The following is a 17,870-nucleotide window of genomic DNA, read 5'->3' as shown; positions in this document are numbered from 1 at the left end:
CTCAGTGTCCTCCCATTTCCTTGCGAGCGTTGCGGATGTTCCAGATCATGATCGGTATGACGAGCACCATGATGGTGACGGCGATCGCCGCCCCTCGTCCGAAATCGCCGCCCCCGCGGAACATCCAGTCGAACATGAGGTTGGCGAGCACCTGGCTCTGCCATTGCCCGTTGGTCATGGCCAGAACGATGTCGAAGACCTTGAGGACGAGAATGGTGATCGTGGTCCAGACGACGGCGATCGTGCCCCATATCTGCGGGATCATGATCTTGAAGAAAATCTGCAGGCCGTTTGCACCATCGATGACGGCGGCTTCCAGCGTTTCTTCCGGAATGCCGCGCAGCGCCGCAGAGAGAATGACCATGGCAAAGCCAGTCTGGATCCAGATGAGGATGACCATCAGGAAGAAGTTGTTCCAGAAGGGAATGGTGATCCAGGCTTCCGGCGATCCGCCGAAAGCGACGACGATGGCGTTCAGAAGGCCGATCTGTTCGGAGCCTTCGGCGCGATAGTCGTAGATGAATTTCCAGATGACGGATGCGCCGACGAAGGAGATCGCCATCGGCATGAAGATCAAAGTCTTCGCGATATTGCCCCACCAGATGCGGTCCGTGAGCGCGGCAATGATCAGGCCGAAGAAGGTGGCCGCGGCCGGAACGACCAGCAGCCACAGGAAATTGTTGAAGATCGACTGGCGGAACTCACCGTCATTGACCATCCAGACGAAGTTGCGGATGCCGACGAACTCCTGACCGGACTTGTCGTGGAAGGCGAGCCAGACGGACTCGATCACCGGATAGATCAAATAGATCGTCAGCGCAAAGAGTGCCGGCCCGAGAAACAGCCAGGGGCGGATGGCGTTGGTGATGCGCAGGTTTTGCGAGGCCTTGGCGCCGGAAAGGCCTTTCGATGGGAAAATCCTGTCGAGAATCCAGTTCGTACCGAAGAAATAGGCAACGCAGGCCAGAACGCCCGCCGCCATCGTAACAATGGCATAAAACAGCTGTTGCACGGCAACCCCTCCCCAGGATTGGGCGACCGTAAGCCGGCCTGCCCTCTTCATTCCCCGCCTTGGCCCTGCCCGGGCCCGAAACCGTCTGGCGTCATCCGACGGCCAGCGGCCAGAATTTCTTATGGAGCTTTGGAAAATCCCGCCGGGCATCGGTCCGGCGGGAGAATGTCTTGATCGAGCCGGCGTTTTGCCGCCGGTCCGTTTCTTTACTTGATCGAGTCCCAGGCCTTCTGGATATCAGCCGAAACATCAGCCGACGACTTGCCGCCGACATAATCAACCATACCCGTCCAGAACGCGCCTGCGCCGATCTTGCCCGGCATCAGGTCGGAACCATCGAAGCGGAAAGTCGTGGCGCCGAGCAGGATTTCACCCTGCTTCTTCATCGGACCGTTGGCATAGGTTTCCTTGTTGGCGGCCTTGTAAGGCGTCAGGAACGAGGACTGCGCCATCCAGAGTTCGTGGGCAATCGGCGTCTTCAGGAAGTCGATGAAAGCGCGCGAGGCCGGCGTATCCTTGGTGATCATGGCGAGCGTGCCGGCGCCGAGGACCGGATTGCCGAGATCCGGCTTGCTGGCGTAAGGCGGCATGTAGAAGAAGTCTGCGTCTTCCCCGACAACCGTGCCTTCCGGGAAGAAGGACGGGATGAAGGATGCCTGATGGTGCAGGTAGCACTTCGGCGGCGAAGCAAACAGACCCTTCGGGCTGTCGCGGAAGTCGGTCGCGGCAACGGCAGCAGCGCCACCATCGACGTTCTTGTCGTTTTTGGCGAACCAGCCGAATTCATCGATCGCGCCGGTGACGGCAGCATCGGTGAACGGAATTTCGTTCTTGATCCACTTGTCGTAGACATCTGCAGACTGCGTGCGCAGCATCAGGTCTTCAACCCAGTCGGTTGCCGGCCAGCCGGTTGCACCGCCCGAACCCAGACCGATGCACCATGGCGTACCGCCGTCGGCAACGATCTTTTCGGTCAGAGCCTTCAGCTCCTCCATGGTCTTCGGCACTTCGTAGCCGGCGTCTTCAAAGTTTTCCGGCACGTACCAGACGAGCGACTTCACGTCGATCTTGTAGGGGAAGGCGTAGAGCGCCTTGGTGCCGTCCTTGCCGGCATAGCTCGACAGATCGACCCAGGACTGGCCGGCGGCGTAGTTGTCGAGAAGCCACTTCTGGGTCTCTTCGCCAAGCGGCGTCAGGTAACCCTTGGAAGCGAGATCGGCAATCAGGCCCGGCTGCGGCAGGATGGCGATATCCGGCGGGCTGCCGGCCTGGGTATCGATGACGATCTGCTGCTCATAGTTTTCAGAGGAGGAATACTTTACCTCAGCGCCCGTCGCGTCGCGGAAATAGTCCAGAACGGACTCGACCAGCGTCTGGTCTTCGCCGCGCCAGGGGCCGAAGATGGTGAGCGTCTGACCCTTGAGGTCGTGACCCGTCTTGAACTCTTCGAGGCTCGCCCAGTTGAATTTGGAATCTTCGCCCGGCTTGAACTTCAGCTCGGCGGCGTTCGCTACGCCTCCGAGAAGCGCAAGTGCGGCAACCCCCATCAGGAATGTCTTCTTCACGTCACTTCCTCCCAAGAAATGCCCGACCTGACTGAGATGCCGGGCCCCAAACAAGCGCTAAATTCAAAGCGCTTTGAGCTGTTAACAAAACATTCGGATCGATAGCAAGTCAAGAGATTTCCCGCAGGTCGCGTAGTCCCGCATTTTTCTCGCGGCTGCAGCGAATTTTTGCAGCGCAATGAAGCCTGATTTTCATTGTCAGCCGGAAACACCGTGATACAGAGTACGTCTGTTCCGCTTCCATAATAGGAATGTAGCGGAATATCAAAGCGCTTTGGGAGGATGCGCTGCCGATGAATGTCAATCTGAAAAAGCTTGCCGAAATGCTTGGCCTTTCGCAGACCACCGTCAGCCGCGCCCTGAACGGCTTTCCCGAGGTCAACGCGGATACCCGGCAAAGGGTGCTGAGAGCCGTGCGAGAAACCGGCTACCGGCCGAACCGTGCCGCCCAGCGGCTTGCGACCGGCCGCGCGGGTTCGATCGGCCTCGTCATGCCCATTGCACAGGGCATCGATTCAGACATTCATTTCGGCGAGTTCCTTGCGGGGCTCGGGGAAGAATCCGTGCGCCACGATTTTCATTTCGTCATCAATCCGAGCGCGCCTGAAGACGAGGAACTGACCTTCAAGCGGCTGGCGGCCAGCGGCAATGTGGACGCGCTGTTTCTGGCCTATGTGCGGGAAAACGATCCGCGCATCGCAATGCTGAAATCGCTTTCCGTTCCTTTCGTCGTGCATGGCCGGACCGTGGACCAACCGACCGATTATCCTTTTCTCGACATCGACAACACCGGCGCCTTCTACGAGGCGACCCGCCTGCTCATCCAGCTCGGCCATCGTCGCATCGCCCTCATCAACGGGCAGAGCCATCTGACCTTCGCGATCCGCCGCAGGAAGGGCATGATCCGGGCCCTTGACGAAAACGGCCTTACCTTTGATGAGAGCCTATCCCACAACTCGCTGATGACGGATGAATATGGCTACCGCGCGATGGAGCGTTTTCTCGCCAACCCGGAGCCGCCGACGGCCGTCCTCTGTTCAAGCACCGTGATGGCGCTGGGCGCCGTGCGCGCGATCACACGCGCCGGATTGACGATCGGCAAAGATATATCGCTCATTACCCATGACGATGTTCTTCCCATGCTGAAGCCCGAAAACTTCATGGTCCCGCTGACCACGACACGCTCGTCGCTTCGGGCTGCCGGCGCGCGCATCGCAAACCGGCTGATCTCGCGCATCGGCATGGCTTCGGATGCCGTCGAGCAGGAACTCTGGCGCACCGAACTGATCGTGCGCGCCTCTACTGGACCGGCACCGTCCAGGTAGTTCTCAGCTTCTCAGAACTTCGGCGCCGTCTTGCCAGCCTTGCGATAGGCGGCGATCACGGTGTTGGCCATCAGCATGGCAATGGTCATCGGGCCGACACCGCCTGGAACCGGAGTGATAACAGCGGCGACCCTGGCGCATTCGTCGAAGGCGACATCACCCACCAGCTTCGATTTGCCCTCGCCCTTTTCCGGGGCCGGAACACGATTGATGCCGACGTCGATGACCGTGGCGCCTGGCTTGACCCAATCGGCCTTGACCATTTCCGGCCGACCGACAGCGGCAACCAGAATATCGGCATTGCGGCAGACCGAAGCGAGATCCTTCGTGCGCGAATGGGCGACCGTGACGGTGGCGTTGGCGGCAAGCAGGAGCTGCGCCATCGGCTTGCCGAACAGATTGGAGCGACCGACAACGACGGCATTGAGACCGGAAAGATCCTCGCCATGGGTGCGCTTGACGAATACCATGGCGCCGGCCGGCGTGCAGGAGACGAGACCGCCTTCGAGATCGCCCGTCGCCAGCTTGCCGGCGTTTACGATATTCAGACCGTCAACATCCTTTTCCGGTAGGATCGACTGGATGATCGGCTCGGAGTTCAAGGGTTTCGGCAGGGGAAGTTGCACCAGAATACCGTGGATCGAGGCATCGGCGTTCAGCGTTTCGACCAGCGCCGCAAGCGCGTCCTGGCTCGTATCTTCCGGCAGCGTGTGCTGCACGGAGGCAAAACCGCATTCCTTGGCCATCTTGCTCTTGGAGGACACATAGGCATGGCTTGCGGGATCGTTGCCGACAATCACCACGGCAAGACCGGGCTTTACGCCCGCCTCGCGCTCCAGCGCAACAGTTGCCGATTTCACCGCATCGATAACGGATGCGGCGACCTCTCTGCCATCAATAACGGTCGTCACGGATGCTCTCCCGGGGCTTTTCGTTGTTCGCGACACTTTAGTCGAAGCGCGTGGGCACAATGGCCTTATTGCGTCCTATGCTGTTCCGTTGCGATAAATACAAGTGCCGAAAATGCCGCGGGCTCTTATCTGCGGCGGGCCGCCTTGTGGCGCGCATAGTCTTCGACGCGCGAACGCAGAGCATAGAGTTCCTGACGCACATGCGCGACATTCGGATCAACAGGGACGTTGCGCGGTTCCATCGCCGCCGTGCGGTGACGGCTGCCCCAAGCGGCTTGCGGCTGAGCGTCAAGAGCCGAAAGGGCTGCCGTCGAGGCTGCGGTATGATGATATGACGGTTCCCGGTAGCGCGGCGGCTCGGCCTGCGGCTCTCGAAACCGTCGTCCATCCGGGCCGTCTCCATCGGGGGGCGTGACCGGCTCCTCAGCCAGCGTGCGCTGCCGGACATCGGTGGTCGAGAAAAGCTGACGCAGGCTGCGCACGACACCAAGCATAACACCGAGCCCGAGGCCGGCCATGAAACCCAGCATCACGCCAAGGATCGCAATCGTCCGGCGGGACGTACCGCTTGGCGCGAGAGGCGCCTGGGCGGGAGAGATGACCCGAATGTTCTTGGTGGTCAGCTTTTCCTCCTCGCCTGTCTCGCCCGCGCGTTTCAGGAAGGATTCGTAAATGGACCGCGTCGCGGCGGCCTTGCGCTCCAGTTCCCTCAGTTCGATGAAGGAGCCTGAAGCCGTGACCTGCTGCGTCTTCTGGAAAGCGAGCTGGCTGAGAAGATCCTGCTCAGCCTTCTTTGCCCGCTCAAGCTCCGTCTGGTTGCTTGCCGCGATCCGGCGCAGTTCGTTGTTGACCTCCGTGCGCGCGACATCGACGGCCTGCGCAGCCGCCAGCCTTTGGGGATGGCGTGGTCCGAGACTGGCCTCGAGTGACGCCAGCTGCGCGCGGGCAGACGAATATTGCTTGCGCAGTTCCGACAGCGCAACGGATGTCATCTCCTCCGGCAGCGCCCCTGTCAGCACCGCGTCGGCATCCGCCCGTTTTACGATTTCACCCTTGGCCTTTGCATCGCTGATCCGGCTTCGCGCTGCGGCCACCTGATCGGTGAGGGCTGCAAGCTGTCTGTCAGCGATCAGCTCGCCATTGGCCCCGATGATATCGTGATCGGCCTTGTATTTCTCGACGGCATTTTCAGCCTCGTCGAGCGACGCGCGCAATCCGGCGAGGCGGCTATCGAGCGCTTCGGTGGTGCGTTGGAAGAAGCTCGATTGGGCCGATTCTTCCTCTTTGAGAAAGGTCTTGACCAAATGATTGGCGATCGAGGCCGATTTTTCGGCGTTCCAGCTCTTCACCTCGACGGTGACGACGAAGGTCTTGGGGTCTCGTGAAACGGAAATCGCCTCGAAGAGATTATCCAGAACCTGCGGATCGACCGCTGCTTCCACGTCGGACCTCGGTACAGGCCGATCGGCGGGAGACAGAATGTCGCGGATGACCTTCACGCCAGCCACGAGGCCACCGCTCTCCTCGCCGGGCGCATTGCCGAACTCCGGATCGCTTTCAAGCTTCAGCTCGGTCGCGACCCTCGCAAGCACGCTGGGAGAACGCAGCACCTGCGTCTGACTGTCGACGATCGCAAGGATGGCCTCGGTGGAGAGGCTTTCCTTGGACAAATCGGAATCGGTGAGCCGGACTTCGCGGGGGTCGATGTAGAGTTTGCTTTCGGCGACATAGGTGCTCGGGGTGGACATCGCGAACATCACGCCGCCCACGGCACCCAGCACGGTGGTCGCCAGTATGACCTTGCGCAGCTGCCAGACCGAGGCGGCGATGAGGGCAAGATCGATCAGAGGCCGGTCCGGATTGGGCTCGGCAGGCGCGCGCGAACCCGAAAAGGCGACCGGCTTGGAAGCCAGGGAACCGGAGACGCCTTGCTTGACGCGTGCCAACAGGCCGGGTTCCGGCTTTTCGGAAGAACGTCCGGTCTCGATCTTGGCGGCGGAGGAGCGTGCTGCCTTTTCGGGGGCCTTTTCCACGGCCAAGGCGTTCAGGCGGTCGATCAGCGAGTCCGGGCTTTGCAGGCGCACGGCTTCATAGCGCGGACGCGCCTTTTCCAAGGGCGCGTTCGGCGCAAAGTCCAGGAGCGAGTTTGCCGCTCTGCGTCCTTTGTTGTCCGGCTCGAACATAAATGCCTGCAATATCCAAAGCGAGGTTCTGCAATCGTGAACACAAGCTAAGTTTTTATGGACAACAAACCGTTAACGCGCGGCGATCTTTTCGGAAATTCGACGATGGGGCGGCGCAGAACCGGTCATTAAACTTTGCAGGCTAGAAAAGTATCCAGCCGCGCAGCCGGAATGACTGCGGGCGCACGATGGACAAGTGGACCTTAAACCGTGATCGAGCTCGCCAAGACGGCCTATGCACGCCACCGTGACGTCATCGGCGCCTATATATCCATGACCGGCGGTTCGGCCGGGCGGCTGGTCCTGTCGCTCGTCTATTTCATCTGCGTGGCCAATGGCCTCTCGATTGCCGAGTTCGGACTGTTCGCGACGGCGTCTGCGGCGGGGATCATGGTCTCCCGCGTGTTGGCGTTCGGCTTCATGTCGCCGCTCTACCGCATCGCAACGGTCAAGCCGCTGCTGGTCGGCACCTACAGCCTCGGTTTTCTCTGCGCTGCCTTTCTATCCCTGCCGCTCGTGGCCGCCCTCGGCCTCGGCATCTATTTTGCCGTTTTCAGAAACGACATGGCGCTGCCGGTCTTCACGGTCCTGATGGCCGCCGAAATCCTCTGCTGGCGGGGCCTCGAAATCGTCGTCATCGTGCTGAACGGGCTTGGCCGCTTCGGTCGCGCGGCCTTGCTGGTCATCATCGGCACCGCGATCCGCACCGTTGCGGCGGTGCTCTTCGCCTTCATGCAATCATCGTCGCTCAACGATTGGTCGCTCTTCTATCTCGGCGCCAATGCCATCGCCTTTTCGACTGCCGTGTTGTTCTTCTTCCCGAGGGTGCGTCTGCGCTGGCAGCCGAAGCTTTATCTTCGCCGCTGGGCGGATTCCGTTTCCGTTGCCGGAGCCGAAGTGCTGTTCTATGTGCAATCGGAGTTCGACAAGATCGCGGTCCTGAGCATCGGAGGGCCGGCAGTATCAGGCCTGTACGCCATCATCATGCGGCTCGCCGACCTGACGGCGCTTCCCGTCCGTTCCTTCAACACCTTGCTCGTTCAGAAGATCATGCGGACGCCGGGCACGATCTCTTCCTGGCGCATCAGGCTGGCGATCGAGGCGATCATTGCCGCCGTGTCGTTCATGGCGATCGCCGCGATGGCGATCTATCTCTGGATCCTGCCCAACGGGCTCGGCAACAACCTGTCACAGGCCGCCCCCTATGTGATGGCGGTTCTGCTCGTGCCGGCGTTCCGCAACCTCATCGAGTATCATTCGGAATTGCTTTATGCGACGGGAGCCACGGTCCGCCGCATGATCAACCTGCTTTTCGCCGGCATCCTGAAAGTGGGTTTGCTGGCAGTGCTGCTGAAGCTCAGCCTTGATGTCGCGGTTTGGTCGCCAATGCTGAACGGCGTATTTTTCGTGGTGTATCTCGCATCATTCGCGCTGACATACAGCGCGCTCGGCAAACAGCGCGACCGCGCCATCTGACATTGCCGGGACGGATCAGGCTGCCTTTCCAAGGGCAAGTTCACGGATATCGGCAAGATCGTGACCGATGAAGGACTGCACGCCGATGCCGATCTGATACGGCTTCATGTCGGCGAGGAAATGTTTCAGTCCTTCGGCATCGCGCGCATGGCTGTCCTTTTGCCACAGGACATGGCAGAGGGCGTCGCTCGTTGCGAAATGGCCTTCGCCTCCCAGCACCTCGTCGACGAAGCGGCCATAGATCAGGCATTCGGAAAACTGGCGGGATCGTATCATCGCCCGCACCCAGCCGCAGCCGTGGCGGCTTTCGATGTAATCGAGCAGCGCGCGGCATGTATCGCTGCGCCAGCCGATGAGCGTGTTGATATAGTCGTCGGCCGGCAGACGAGAGGGACCGATCCCCAGCAGCCTGTCGGAATGGGCAAGCCACTCCAGGTGATTGGACGGCATGACGGGCTGGATGCCTGCCGGTCGCCGATACAAAGCCAGCTTACCGTCCTGCCATAGCGAGGCCGGATCGAAATCGCGCAACAAAACCACGTCGGAATCGATCGAGAACATGGTTTTTTCGGTCAAATGACGGCTCAAGCTGAAACGCCTGAGCTGCTGGACGTGCCAGCCGCGCAGCGGCAAACCGAAGGGGCTGATCCACAGCTTGCGGCGCCCCCCGGATACCGGATCCGGCACAGCCCGCAGCCACGACGGCAGCAGGTCTCGCTCGCTGACGATCCGCCGACGCGGGCCTTCGAACGCACGGAACAGACCAACATCGAAAGACGCGACCAGGATATAGTGGGTCCAGTCGCCCTTCAGACGCGTGTCCATGCTCTCGCACAACAAGCGACAGCGTTCGAAATCCGCAGCGTAGGACGCCGTTACAACAGCTGTGCTCATGATTTCATCCGTCAAATCAGCCTTTGCCCGACATGCCTGGCGGTTGCCGGCGAACGACCGAGCATCAGCTTCACCTTATGGTGCAACACACGATAAATGAAGAGCGGATTGCCAAGGATGTACCGGCGCCAGAGGCGACCCGGCTCATGGACCAGCCGATGCAGCCACTCCAGCCGCAGGCGCCGGACGGTTTCGGAGGCGCGCGGTACGTCGTCGGCGACGAAGTCAAACAGGGCACCGACGCCGATGACAAGCCGCGCATGGCCCGGACCGACGTAACGATCGATCCATTTTTCCTGCTTGGGGCTCCCCATGGCGATCAGCAGGATATCCGGGGCGATCTCGCGCACGCGCGCCATGACCGCATCGGATTCCGAGACGTCGAAATATCCGTCGGCGACCGGGATGAAGCTGTGCCAGGGCGTGTGCTTGGCAAAGTTTTCCGCCGCCCGTTCCAGAATGTCCCGCCTTGCGCCGATCATTGCGACGCGACGTGGCGTCGACATATAGGTCATCAGCGCCGGGATGAAATCTGTTCCGTTGAGGTTGGCCGGAAAGGACCGCCCGTGAAACACGCGCGAGGCGATATCGACGCCATGGCCGTCGGGCAGCACGATATGGCGCTTGAGGATATCGCGGTAGTCCTTGTCGCTCATCGCCAGATTGGCATTGTTGGCGTTGAGGAACGATATCACCGTCTGGCCGAAAGGAAGGGAAGCCAGCTCGTCCGCGAAGGAAAAGGCATTCGCCCAACCGAAGTCACAGACGGGAATATCGAAGATCAGTCTTTCAGACGGAACGATTTGTATGCCGGGAACGAGGTTCATCGTGCTTTCCCTCCTTCATGGACGGCAAGGTTCGGTTTGCCTGACGTGTTTTCCCGAGCAGATGTCGTGACGCCGGTATCGACAGGGCGGATAAGGCTGGCCAGCCCCTCCTGCAGATTTTCCAGCAGTCGGGATTTCTGGGCGTGATGAAACAAGGCCCCCGACACGAAACGGTTGGGGCTGAGCTGCGCATCCGCAACACGCTCAACGAGAAGCCGGGCAAAGTCCGCTTCATTGTCGGCAATCGAACAGTTTGACGGGATGACGTCGATGCCGCGCAGCGACTGCCTGGTCGCCACCGTCGGAAGACCGAGCTCGAACGCTTCGATGGATTTCAGCTGGACGCCGGTGCCGCTCTTGCTCACCAGCGGCACGACACCGGCGGCAGCAACGAAGGCGCGCGCGTCCGGTACACGCCCCAGGAACATGACACCCGGATGGGAGACGGTGGGTGCGTTGGCGATCTGGCCGGCGATGGCAATCGTCATCTCCGAGGGAAGAAGCGGGACGACCCGATTGAGGAACCAGTCGAGACCGATGCGGTTCGGCTTCCAGCTCCATGTGCCGATAAGGCCGAGGTCGTAGGACGCGGGCCGCGATGTCAGCGCTTCCGGCGCATCCCATTGCGTCACCAGCGGCAGGACGCTCGCCTTGTCCGAAAGCATATAGCCGAAGCCGAAGCGGTCCTGCTCGGCGAAGGTCCAGATCCGGCTTGCCCCCTGTGCCAACTGCTTTTCATACTGCTCGAGATAACGGGCTTCGCGCGAGAACAGCATCCGCTCGATGCGCCCCCTCGCCCGCTCCGAATTGGCAAGCGCGCTGTCGGCCTCGACATTGTGAGCAACGTAGATGTTCGGATGCCTCTGGAAGACACTGGCAAAGGCCGCGGGTAGCTGAACGGAATTCAGGATGATGCCGTCAAAGGGCTGCAACTCTGAAACGAGGGCCTCGATCCGCTCCGTGGAAACTTTGTGCATCTTGGCGGAGGAAACGGTGGTGCGCCGCATCAAGGCGGTGAGCAGCCAACCGAGCTTGGTGGCCGCGCCGACGCGGGCGTTGGCAAATTGCGCCTCGCCGAGCAGATGCGTCTCGCCCGGCCGGGCCGGCTCCTGACCCGGCTCGATGTAACCGATCACGCTGACCCGGTGGCCGAGCGCGATCAGACCGTCCAGAACGGCGCGATTTGCAATGTCAAAGCCCGAGGAGGGCTTGCTCACCGGAACCAGTGATGAGACAAAGAGCAGGTGCATGTTGCCACACGAGACTTGAGTTCAACTCCAGTCACTCTAGCAAGACGACCTGAAAAGCCGCTTAAACTATTCATTCAAAAGCGAAATCCCGTCTTCAGCATCTGTTTAGGAAGATTTGATTTAGTTCGGGTGAATTCCGCGTCCCGACAGGCCAGAACATGACCGCGCAAGCGCCGCAAGTGTCCATCTTCCACCAGCAGGCGGCAACCGCGTCCGAAAGCGTGGAATACGTCGTCACGCTGCCGACCTTCCGACGCCCGGATCACCTCGTCAAAACCCTGAAGACGGTGATCTCCCAGGATCCCGGCGCATCCGTTGCCATCATCGTGATGGAAAACGACGCGGATGGGCTGGCCGGCGCGCATGCCGCGAGAGAATTTTTCCTGCTGCATAAAATAAACGCACTGGTTGTTATCGCCCATGACCGCGGCAACTGTCATGCCTATAACGCCGGCTGGACAGCGGCAATGGCGACCTATCCGCAGATGAAGGCGCTTGCCGTCATCGATGACGATGAAATCGCCTCGCCTTCCTGGCTCGAAAATCTCGTTTTGATACAAAAACGAACCGGTGCCGATATCGTCGGCGGGCCCCAACTGCCGGATTTCGAGGACCGCGGCCGGGCTGAACTGAAGCGGCACCCCGTCTTCATGCCCCATTATGACACGAGCGGCCCCGTCCCTATCCTCTACTCGTCGGGCAACGTACTGATCACAGCGCCGGTTCTGGCGAAAATGCCGGTGCCCTATCTCGATCCGGTCTTCAATTTCACGGGCGGTGGCGACAGTGATTTCTATCGACGGTGCCGGGCGGAAGGTTTCTGCTTCGCCTGGGCAAACGAGGCTTGGGTGACGGAGACCGTGCCGGCCAGACGCACGGAACAATCCTGGATCCGCGCCAGAAGCCTGCGCACCGGCGCGCTTTCGGCGCAACTGGCCCACAGGGCACGGCCGGGCCTGGCCGGCCGCTTCCGGACGATCCTGCATTCGCTGCTGCTGCTTGCGGCGTCGCCCTTTCGTGGCATCCGGCTCTGGCGCAAAACGGGCGTCGCATCGACCGCGCTTTTCCACTTCTACGTGGCGGTCGGCCGGCTGATGGCGGAGTTCGGCGTGATCAACGAGCAGTATCGCAACCCGGAAAAGAATTGAGCGGGAAACCTTCGGTTCCCCGCTCCGTAAAGGTCCGCGCTCGGCGCGCTGTTTCAGTGCCCTGCGGAAGCTTCCTTACCCGGTAACTTGTCGTGGGCCGTCTCGCCATTCTTGTCGACAATGGCAACGGGCTTCTGCTTCGGCTCGTTGGCAGCATTGGCAAGCCGGGCAACATCGGACTTGGAGAGATATTCCAACTGCTCGACCAGAACCTCGAAGACGATCTCGTCCTCGAAATCCTTGTTCAGACCTTCCTTGACCTTGGTCTTGAACGTGGCGAGATCGAAGCTGTTGCTGTCTTCGACATTGATCAGCCGCTGGCCGACGAGAATGTCGTAGAGAGCGCTGGTGACGCTTTCCTTCAGCGGCACATGCAGCAACTTGATCTTGTTCTTGTCGACGGCGAAGGAAAGTTTGGTCAGGAAGTAGCCCTGCACCGCGCCATCGGTGATGACCGGCACGGTGATCAGCTCGCCCGGCACGTATTCCTCACGCGCCTTGCGCTCAAGCTCGGCCTCCGATTCCACCGGTGCCGATGCCATCTGCATCGAGTAATAAACGGAGCCGAGCGTGACCGCAGAGACCCAGACACCGACGAAAACGAGTTTCAACATCAGAAGCTACCGTAGCAGAACTGTTCCTGAGAATAGATGCCGTCGGCTTCCGCGCTCTTGGCAACGCTTTTCAGGATTTCCACCACCGAGCGGCAGGCTTCCATGTGGGCGTTGACCTTCTGCGAATTGGTCATCAGCTTGGTGCGGATATAGCGCGTCTGATCGATGAACGACGGCGAAATGTCGCCGAGCGGCGCATTGCGGTGGAGCATCGCCAATTCGTAAAGGCAGCGGCTCTTGCGCGCGTTCGACATCTTGAGATCGAAGCTGGGATCGACACCGATGCGCTCGTTTTCGTTGTCGAGGATCATCTCGAGACGGCCAAGCACGTTGCGGATACGAATGTCAGTGGATGCAGCAGCTTCCATCATTTAGCTCCCTTGGGTGCACTTGCGCCGGTCCTGCCGGCATGCGGGAATGCACGAATTCAATGTCGGCCCCCCGGCTGAATGCCGGGAAACGATGATTTGCAATCAGGCTCATGCGGGCGGCGACTGGATCGCCAGCCGACGTCAGGCCCGATCCTTCCGGTCCTCTGTTCCCATGAACTGGTCGACCGCCTTGCGCTGGTATTCCTGCACCATGCTGAGCGCGACGTTGTTGTCGTTGCCGTCGAGCGAAGCGTTGACGCGATCGATGTTTTCGCTGCCGACGATACGGTCGGTGATCAGGCTCTTGGCGATGCCGACGCCCTGGCCCTGCGACATGACGTTTGCGACCTGATCGGCCATCATGCCCTTCCACATTTCGCCCGCAGTGCCCTTGCCGTAAACCTCTTCGCTCTCGGCCGGCAGCATCGACTTGACGAAATTCTGCAGCACCATGGCTTCGAACTTGCGATAGGTTTCCGGGATCTTGACCGGCTCGGCGCGGTTGTTGATGTCACCGAGACCGGAGCTTCCCTCGCTCTGGTTCAAAACCGCGACGGTGTTGGCGAAACCATTGCCGGTCTCGGCAAGGCTGGACGCGCGAAACGCCGCCTGATTGGCCTTCAGCCGCGCCTGCGCTTCCTGAACCTCGCTCGGATCAGCCGCACGCACCACATCGAGCACGAGGTCGCTTGGAGGGGATATGGCCATCGGGCAGTCCTTTCCGTCCACGGCAGATACGAGGCTTCGACGCCCCATACCGGCTCCTGAATGTCGGTCTTTTCGGTCAGTGATGCCGACGCACGAGACGCCGGCCTTGAGATAGCACTATGAGTGGCCAACCTTACCGGAAGCTGGTGATGCGCTCATCGTGTGCTGGTCGATGAGATCGTAGATCGCGTTGTCCGCTTCCTCGCGGTCTTCTGCGGTCCGCGCTTCCTTCATGTTCTCTTCGAGACGGTCGCCCTTGGCACGCTCTTTCATGACACGGGCTTCGTGAACCTGCTGGATGCCGGTGAGCATCTGGTCCTTCTGGGCAAGACGACCGAGTTGCGACGCGTAGTGCCCGGAAAACATCGCATGCAGCGGCTTGGCCGAACCCATCGCATCGACCACCACATCGATCGTTTCGGAGAGTTCACGCCGCTGGCGGGTTGTCTCGGCAAGCTCGGCTTCCGCCATCTGCTCCAGATGGCGCTGCACGGCGACAAGGCGTTTCAGCTTTTTCGAACGGTTTTCGACCACGTCAGCCTCCCAGCATGACGGGTCCGAACCCGTCGGCAAACAGCTTCAGCATCGCGGCGATGCCGAGATAGAGCAGGAACATGCCGCCCATGATCAGATAGGGAAGCGAGATGAAGTAGATCGGAATGGCCGGCGCCAGCTTGTTGACGAGGCCGATGGCGAGGTTGAACAGCAACCCGTAGATCAGGAAAGGACCGGCAAGCCGGATCATGATCATGAATGTCGTTTCGAGCGCGTTGGTGAGCGTGATCAGCACGCCCTGCGCATCGAATCCGACACCAATCGGCATGACCTTGTAGGAATCCACCAGGCTCTCGATGATGACATGATGGAAATCCAGCATGAACAGGAGGATCAGGCCGGCAAAGCTGATCAGGTTGGTCAACTGGTTTTCCGGCGTGTCTTCCAGAACGTCGGCGGTCGGCGGAGCGTTGAAGCCGATCATCATCGTCAGCACCGTTCCGGCGAACTGAAGGCCGAGCACGTAGTAACGGGCAATCAGGCCGATGACGCCGCCGATGACCGTTTCGGTCGCGATGAGATAGATATAGGTGTGCCCCTTGCCGATGACCTGCGGGTAGATCTGGTCCCACATGATCGGCAGGACGGCCATGGAGATCGTGACCGCCAGCAGGATGCGGATGTTGACCGAGACGCGCGCCGTCGAAAAACCCGGCATGACCATGATGCAGCCGCCGATCCGGCAGAAAGCCGCAAACAGCGCCAGCACCGTGCCTTCCGGGTCGGTGATCATGAGATCGAGCCGATGATCTTTATCTCGAGGCCCTTGGCGAGCTCGACATGGCTGAGAACCGGCAGCGTGGCGAAAAGACGTTCGATAATCATGCGCACATAAGAGCGGGATTCGGGCGAACTTACCAGCACGAACGGCATGCCACGGTCGAGATGTTCACGGATGACGGTGGTTGCCTGTTCCGAGAACTCTTCCAGATGACGCGGATCGATATCGAATTCGACGATTTCACCCTTGGCGTCGCGCTTCAGCGCCTGATGGAACACCATGTCCCACTTGTTGCCGAGGCGAAGCACCCGCAGCGTGCCGTTGTCGGCGAGATCGCCGCAGAGCTGCTGCGACATGCGGACGCGAACGTGTTCGACAATCTGCTCGGTCTTTCTGACATGCGGCGCAAGTTCAGCAACCGCTTCGAGGATGAGATGCAGGTTGCGGATCGAAACGCGCTCTGCCAGCAGCAACTTGAGAACAGCCTGCAGACCTGAATAGGACATATGCGAGGTGCAGATTTCGTCCGCGAGCTTCCGGTATTCCGGATCGAGGCGCTCGATCAGGATCTTGACGTCCTTGTAGGACAGAAGCTGCGGCAGGTTGTTGCGGATGACTTCCGACAGATGCGTCAGAACGACAGAGACGTTGTCGATCGGGTGGAAGCCTTCGCGCTTCAGGTCTTCGGTGAAGGTTTCGAGGATCGAAACCGCCGGCATGCCGAATGCGGGTTCGCGGATATCGTCTCCCGGAACGCTCGGGCGACGGCCACCGCCGGTAACGACGATGACTTCGCCGACGCGCACCGTGTTGGAGGCGATCGTCGTGCCGTGGATGCGGATGTGGTACGCCTTGTCCGGGATGCTGATGTCGTCGGACACCTTGATTTCCGGAACGATGAGACCGTACTGGCCGGCGAATTTGCGGCGCATCTTGCCGACGCGGAAGGCGAGTTCTTGATGCGAGCCGAGAAGGCGGGTCGAGACCTGCTTTCCGAGAAGAAGCTCGACTTCCGCCGTCTTGAGAACCGACTTGACCGAATCCTTTTCCGTATCCTTGACTTGGGAGGCCACCTGCTGATCGGCCTCTTGCTTGGCGCGCTTGGCAGCTTCCAGCTGACGCGGGATGATCCAGGAGAGGAAAGCCATGCCCCCACCGAGAAGCGCGAACGGGAAGAATGGAAGGCCCGGCATCAGCGCCAGTACGAGCACCAGACCGGAGGCGAGCATCAACGCGCGGGGATAGTGGCTGAGCTGACCGATGACAGCCTGGTCGGTGGAGCCTGACGTACCGCCACGCGATACGAGCAGGCCGGCTGCGAGCGAAACGATCAGCGCCGGGATCTGCGAGACCAGACCGTCACCGACGGAGAGCTTGACGAAGACGTCTGCCGCTTCACCAATCGACATGTCGTGACGGACATAACCGATGATGATGCCGCCGAAGACGTTGATGGCGGTGATCAGAAGGCCGGCGATCGCGTCGCCACGTACGAATTTCGAGGCACCGTCCATCGAACCGAAGAAGGAGCTTTCCTCTTCCAGTTCGCGCCGGCGACGTTGCGCTTCCTTCTCGTCGATCAGGCCGGCCGACAGGTCGGCATCGATCGACATCTGCTTGCCGGGGATAGCATCAAGGGTAAAACGAGCGCCGACTTCCGCGATACGGGTCGCGCCCTTGGTGATGACGATGAAGTTCACCGTGATCAGAATGAGGAAGACGATCAGACCGATGACGAAATCGCCTGACATCACGAGGCTCGCAAAGCCTGAGATTACGCCCCCCGCCGCGTTGTGACCCTCATGTCCGTGCGAGAGGATGACGCGCGTCGTGGCGATATTGAGCGCCAGTCGCGTCATGGTCGAGATCAGGAGAATGATCGGGAAGGACGAGAAATCCAGCGGGCGCTGGATCCATAGCGCCACCATCAGGATGAGCACGGAGAACGCGATGGAGAAGGCAAGCCCGAGATCGATCAGGAACGGCGGGATCGGCAGAAAGAGGATCGACAGGATCGCCACGATGCCGAGCGCAAAGCCGATATCACGGCCACGCGGAGCGACTTTCGGGATGACCAGAGCAGGAGGTGTTGCCATCGGAAATTCCGTCTCTTCATGAGAGGCGAGCAACATTCATACCTGTTGCCCAAGTTTAGGCCTTGAGACCTAAACTGCCAAGCTTGCGCGAGGATGGCGGCAAATCTCCCTCTTCTCCCCCGCGGGGAGAAGAGCCGAGCGTATGCGAGGCGATGAGGGGTGGTTCGGCAAGTTATGAAGCGTGTGGCTCCCCTCATCCGGGCCTTCGGGTCAC

General features: G+C 60.4%; 16 protein-coding genes. 3 read left to right on the top strand and 13 right to left on the bottom strand.

Features of this window, described 5'->3' with window-relative positions; all coding sequences use genetic code 11:
- Position 1 precedes the first annotated feature (1 nt).
- Both BLX89_RS19025 and BLX89_RS19020 read right to left on the bottom strand, forming a co-directional pair.
- Positions 2-1,012 (bottom strand): carbohydrate ABC transporter permease, encoded by a 1,011-nt coding sequence (locus BLX89_RS19025; RefSeq protein WP_075292519.1) that lies wholly within the window; start codon positions 1,010-1,012, stop codon positions 2-4.
- A gap of 206 nt (positions 1,013-1,218) precedes the next feature.
- The gene (locus tag BLX89_RS19020; protein WP_425348622.1) at positions 1,219-2,559 is read right to left on the bottom strand and encodes an ABC transporter substrate-binding protein; all 1,341 of its coding nucleotides are present in this window, start codon (positions 2,557-2,559) and stop codon (positions 1,219-1,221) included.
- A gap of 311 nt (positions 2,560-2,870) precedes the next feature.
- Between BLX89_RS19020 and BLX89_RS19015 the strand changes: the two genes are divergently transcribed.
- Positions 2,871-3,902: a substrate-binding domain-containing protein gene (locus BLX89_RS19015; RefSeq protein ID WP_075292517.1), complete on the top strand. Its 1,032-nt coding sequence runs from the start codon at positions 2,871-2,873 to the stop codon at positions 3,900-3,902.
- An 11-nt stretch (positions 3,903-3,913) separates the two neighbouring features.
- Here BLX89_RS19015 and folD read toward each other — a convergent pair whose 3' ends face one another.
- Both folD and BLX89_RS19005 read right to left on the bottom strand, forming a co-directional pair.
- Entirely contained in the window at positions 3,914-4,813 is a 900-nt protein-coding gene (gene folD / locus BLX89_RS19010; protein WP_075292516.1) for a bifunctional methylenetetrahydrofolate dehydrogenase/methenyltetrahydrofolate cyclohydrolase FolD, read from the bottom strand.
- A gap of 125 nt (positions 4,814-4,938) precedes the next feature.
- Positions 4,939-6,996 (bottom strand): GumC family protein, encoded by a 2,058-nt coding sequence (locus BLX89_RS19005; protein ID WP_075292515.1) that lies wholly within the window; start codon positions 6,994-6,996, stop codon positions 4,939-4,941.
- A 210-nt stretch (positions 6,997-7,206) separates the two neighbouring features.
- Between BLX89_RS19005 and BLX89_RS19000 the strand changes: the two genes are divergently transcribed.
- Positions 7,207-8,472 carry a lipopolysaccharide biosynthesis protein gene (locus tag BLX89_RS19000; protein ID WP_075292514.1) on the top strand — a complete coding sequence of 422 codons (1,266 nt, stop codon included), beginning with the start codon at positions 7,207-7,209 and terminating at the stop codon, positions 8,470-8,472.
- A 15-nt stretch (positions 8,473-8,487) separates the two neighbouring features.
- Here BLX89_RS19000 and BLX89_RS18995 read toward each other — a convergent pair whose 3' ends face one another.
- Genes BLX89_RS18995 through BLX89_RS18985 form a run of 3 tightly spaced genes read right to left on the bottom strand, consistent with a single transcriptional unit; the run spans position 8,488 to position 11,443 of the window.
- The gene (locus BLX89_RS18995) at positions 8,488-9,366 is read right to left on the bottom strand and encodes a DUF6492 family protein (RefSeq protein WP_075292592.1); all 879 of its coding nucleotides are present in this window, start codon (positions 9,364-9,366) and stop codon (positions 8,488-8,490) included.
- 11 nt (positions 9,367-9,377) lie between these two features.
- Positions 9,378-10,193: a WecB/TagA/CpsF family glycosyltransferase gene (locus tag BLX89_RS18990; RefSeq protein WP_075292513.1), complete on the bottom strand. Its 816-nt coding sequence runs from the start codon at positions 10,191-10,193 to the stop codon at positions 9,378-9,380.
- Positions 10,190-11,443 carry a glycosyltransferase gene (locus BLX89_RS18985; RefSeq protein ID WP_075292512.1) on the bottom strand — a complete coding sequence of 418 codons (1,254 nt, stop codon included), beginning with the start codon at positions 11,441-11,443 and terminating at the stop codon, positions 10,190-10,192. Before BLX89_RS18985 ends, BLX89_RS18990 begins: the two co-directional genes overlap by 4 nt.
- Before the next feature lie 158 nt (positions 11,444-11,601).
- Between BLX89_RS18985 and BLX89_RS18980 the strand changes: the two genes are divergently transcribed.
- Positions 11,602-12,591 (top strand): glycosyltransferase family 2 protein, encoded by a 990-nt coding sequence (locus BLX89_RS18980; protein ID WP_075292511.1) that lies wholly within the window; start codon positions 11,602-11,604, stop codon positions 12,589-12,591.
- A 53-nt stretch (positions 12,592-12,644) separates the two neighbouring features.
- Here the strand turns inward: BLX89_RS18980 and BLX89_RS18975 are convergent, their stop codons facing one another.
- From BLX89_RS18975 to flhA, 6 genes are all read right to left on the bottom strand, one after another.
- Positions 12,645-13,205 (bottom strand): hypothetical protein, encoded by a 561-nt coding sequence (locus tag BLX89_RS18975; protein WP_075292510.1) that lies wholly within the window; start codon positions 13,203-13,205, stop codon positions 12,645-12,647.
- The gene (locus BLX89_RS18970; RefSeq protein ID WP_075292509.1) at positions 13,205-13,573 is read right to left on the bottom strand and encodes a hypothetical protein; all 369 of its coding nucleotides are present in this window, start codon (positions 13,571-13,573) and stop codon (positions 13,205-13,207) included. The genes BLX89_RS18975 and BLX89_RS18970 overlap by 1 nt, the downstream gene beginning before the upstream one ends.
- Positions 13,574-13,717: 144 nt before the next feature.
- Positions 13,718-14,284: a rod-binding protein gene (locus BLX89_RS18965; protein ID WP_075292508.1), complete on the bottom strand. Its 567-nt coding sequence runs from the start codon at positions 14,282-14,284 to the stop codon at positions 13,718-13,720.
- Between the two features lie 117 nt (positions 14,285-14,401).
- Entirely contained in the window at positions 14,402-14,755 is a 354-nt protein-coding gene (locus BLX89_RS18960) for a hypothetical protein (protein WP_075292591.1), read from the bottom strand.
- A 64-nt stretch (positions 14,756-14,819) separates the two neighbouring features.
- Positions 14,820-15,572: a flagellar biosynthetic protein FliR gene (gene fliR / locus BLX89_RS18955; RefSeq protein WP_075292507.1), complete on the bottom strand. Its 753-nt coding sequence runs from the start codon at positions 15,570-15,572 to the stop codon at positions 14,820-14,822.
- Entirely contained in the window at positions 15,569-17,656 is a 2,088-nt protein-coding gene (flhA, locus tag BLX89_RS18950; RefSeq protein ID WP_075292590.1) for a flagellar biosynthesis protein FlhA, read from the bottom strand. The genes fliR and flhA overlap by 4 nt, the downstream gene beginning before the upstream one ends.
- Between the last annotated feature and the right edge of the window lie 214 nt (positions 17,657-17,870).

It is taken from the genome of Pararhizobium arenae, assembly GCF_001931685.1.
GTDB classification, from domain to species: domain Bacteria; phylum Pseudomonadota; class Alphaproteobacteria; order Rhizobiales; family Rhizobiaceae; genus Pararhizobium; species Pararhizobium arenae.
This window is presented reverse-complemented; position numbering and strand designations above follow the sequence as displayed.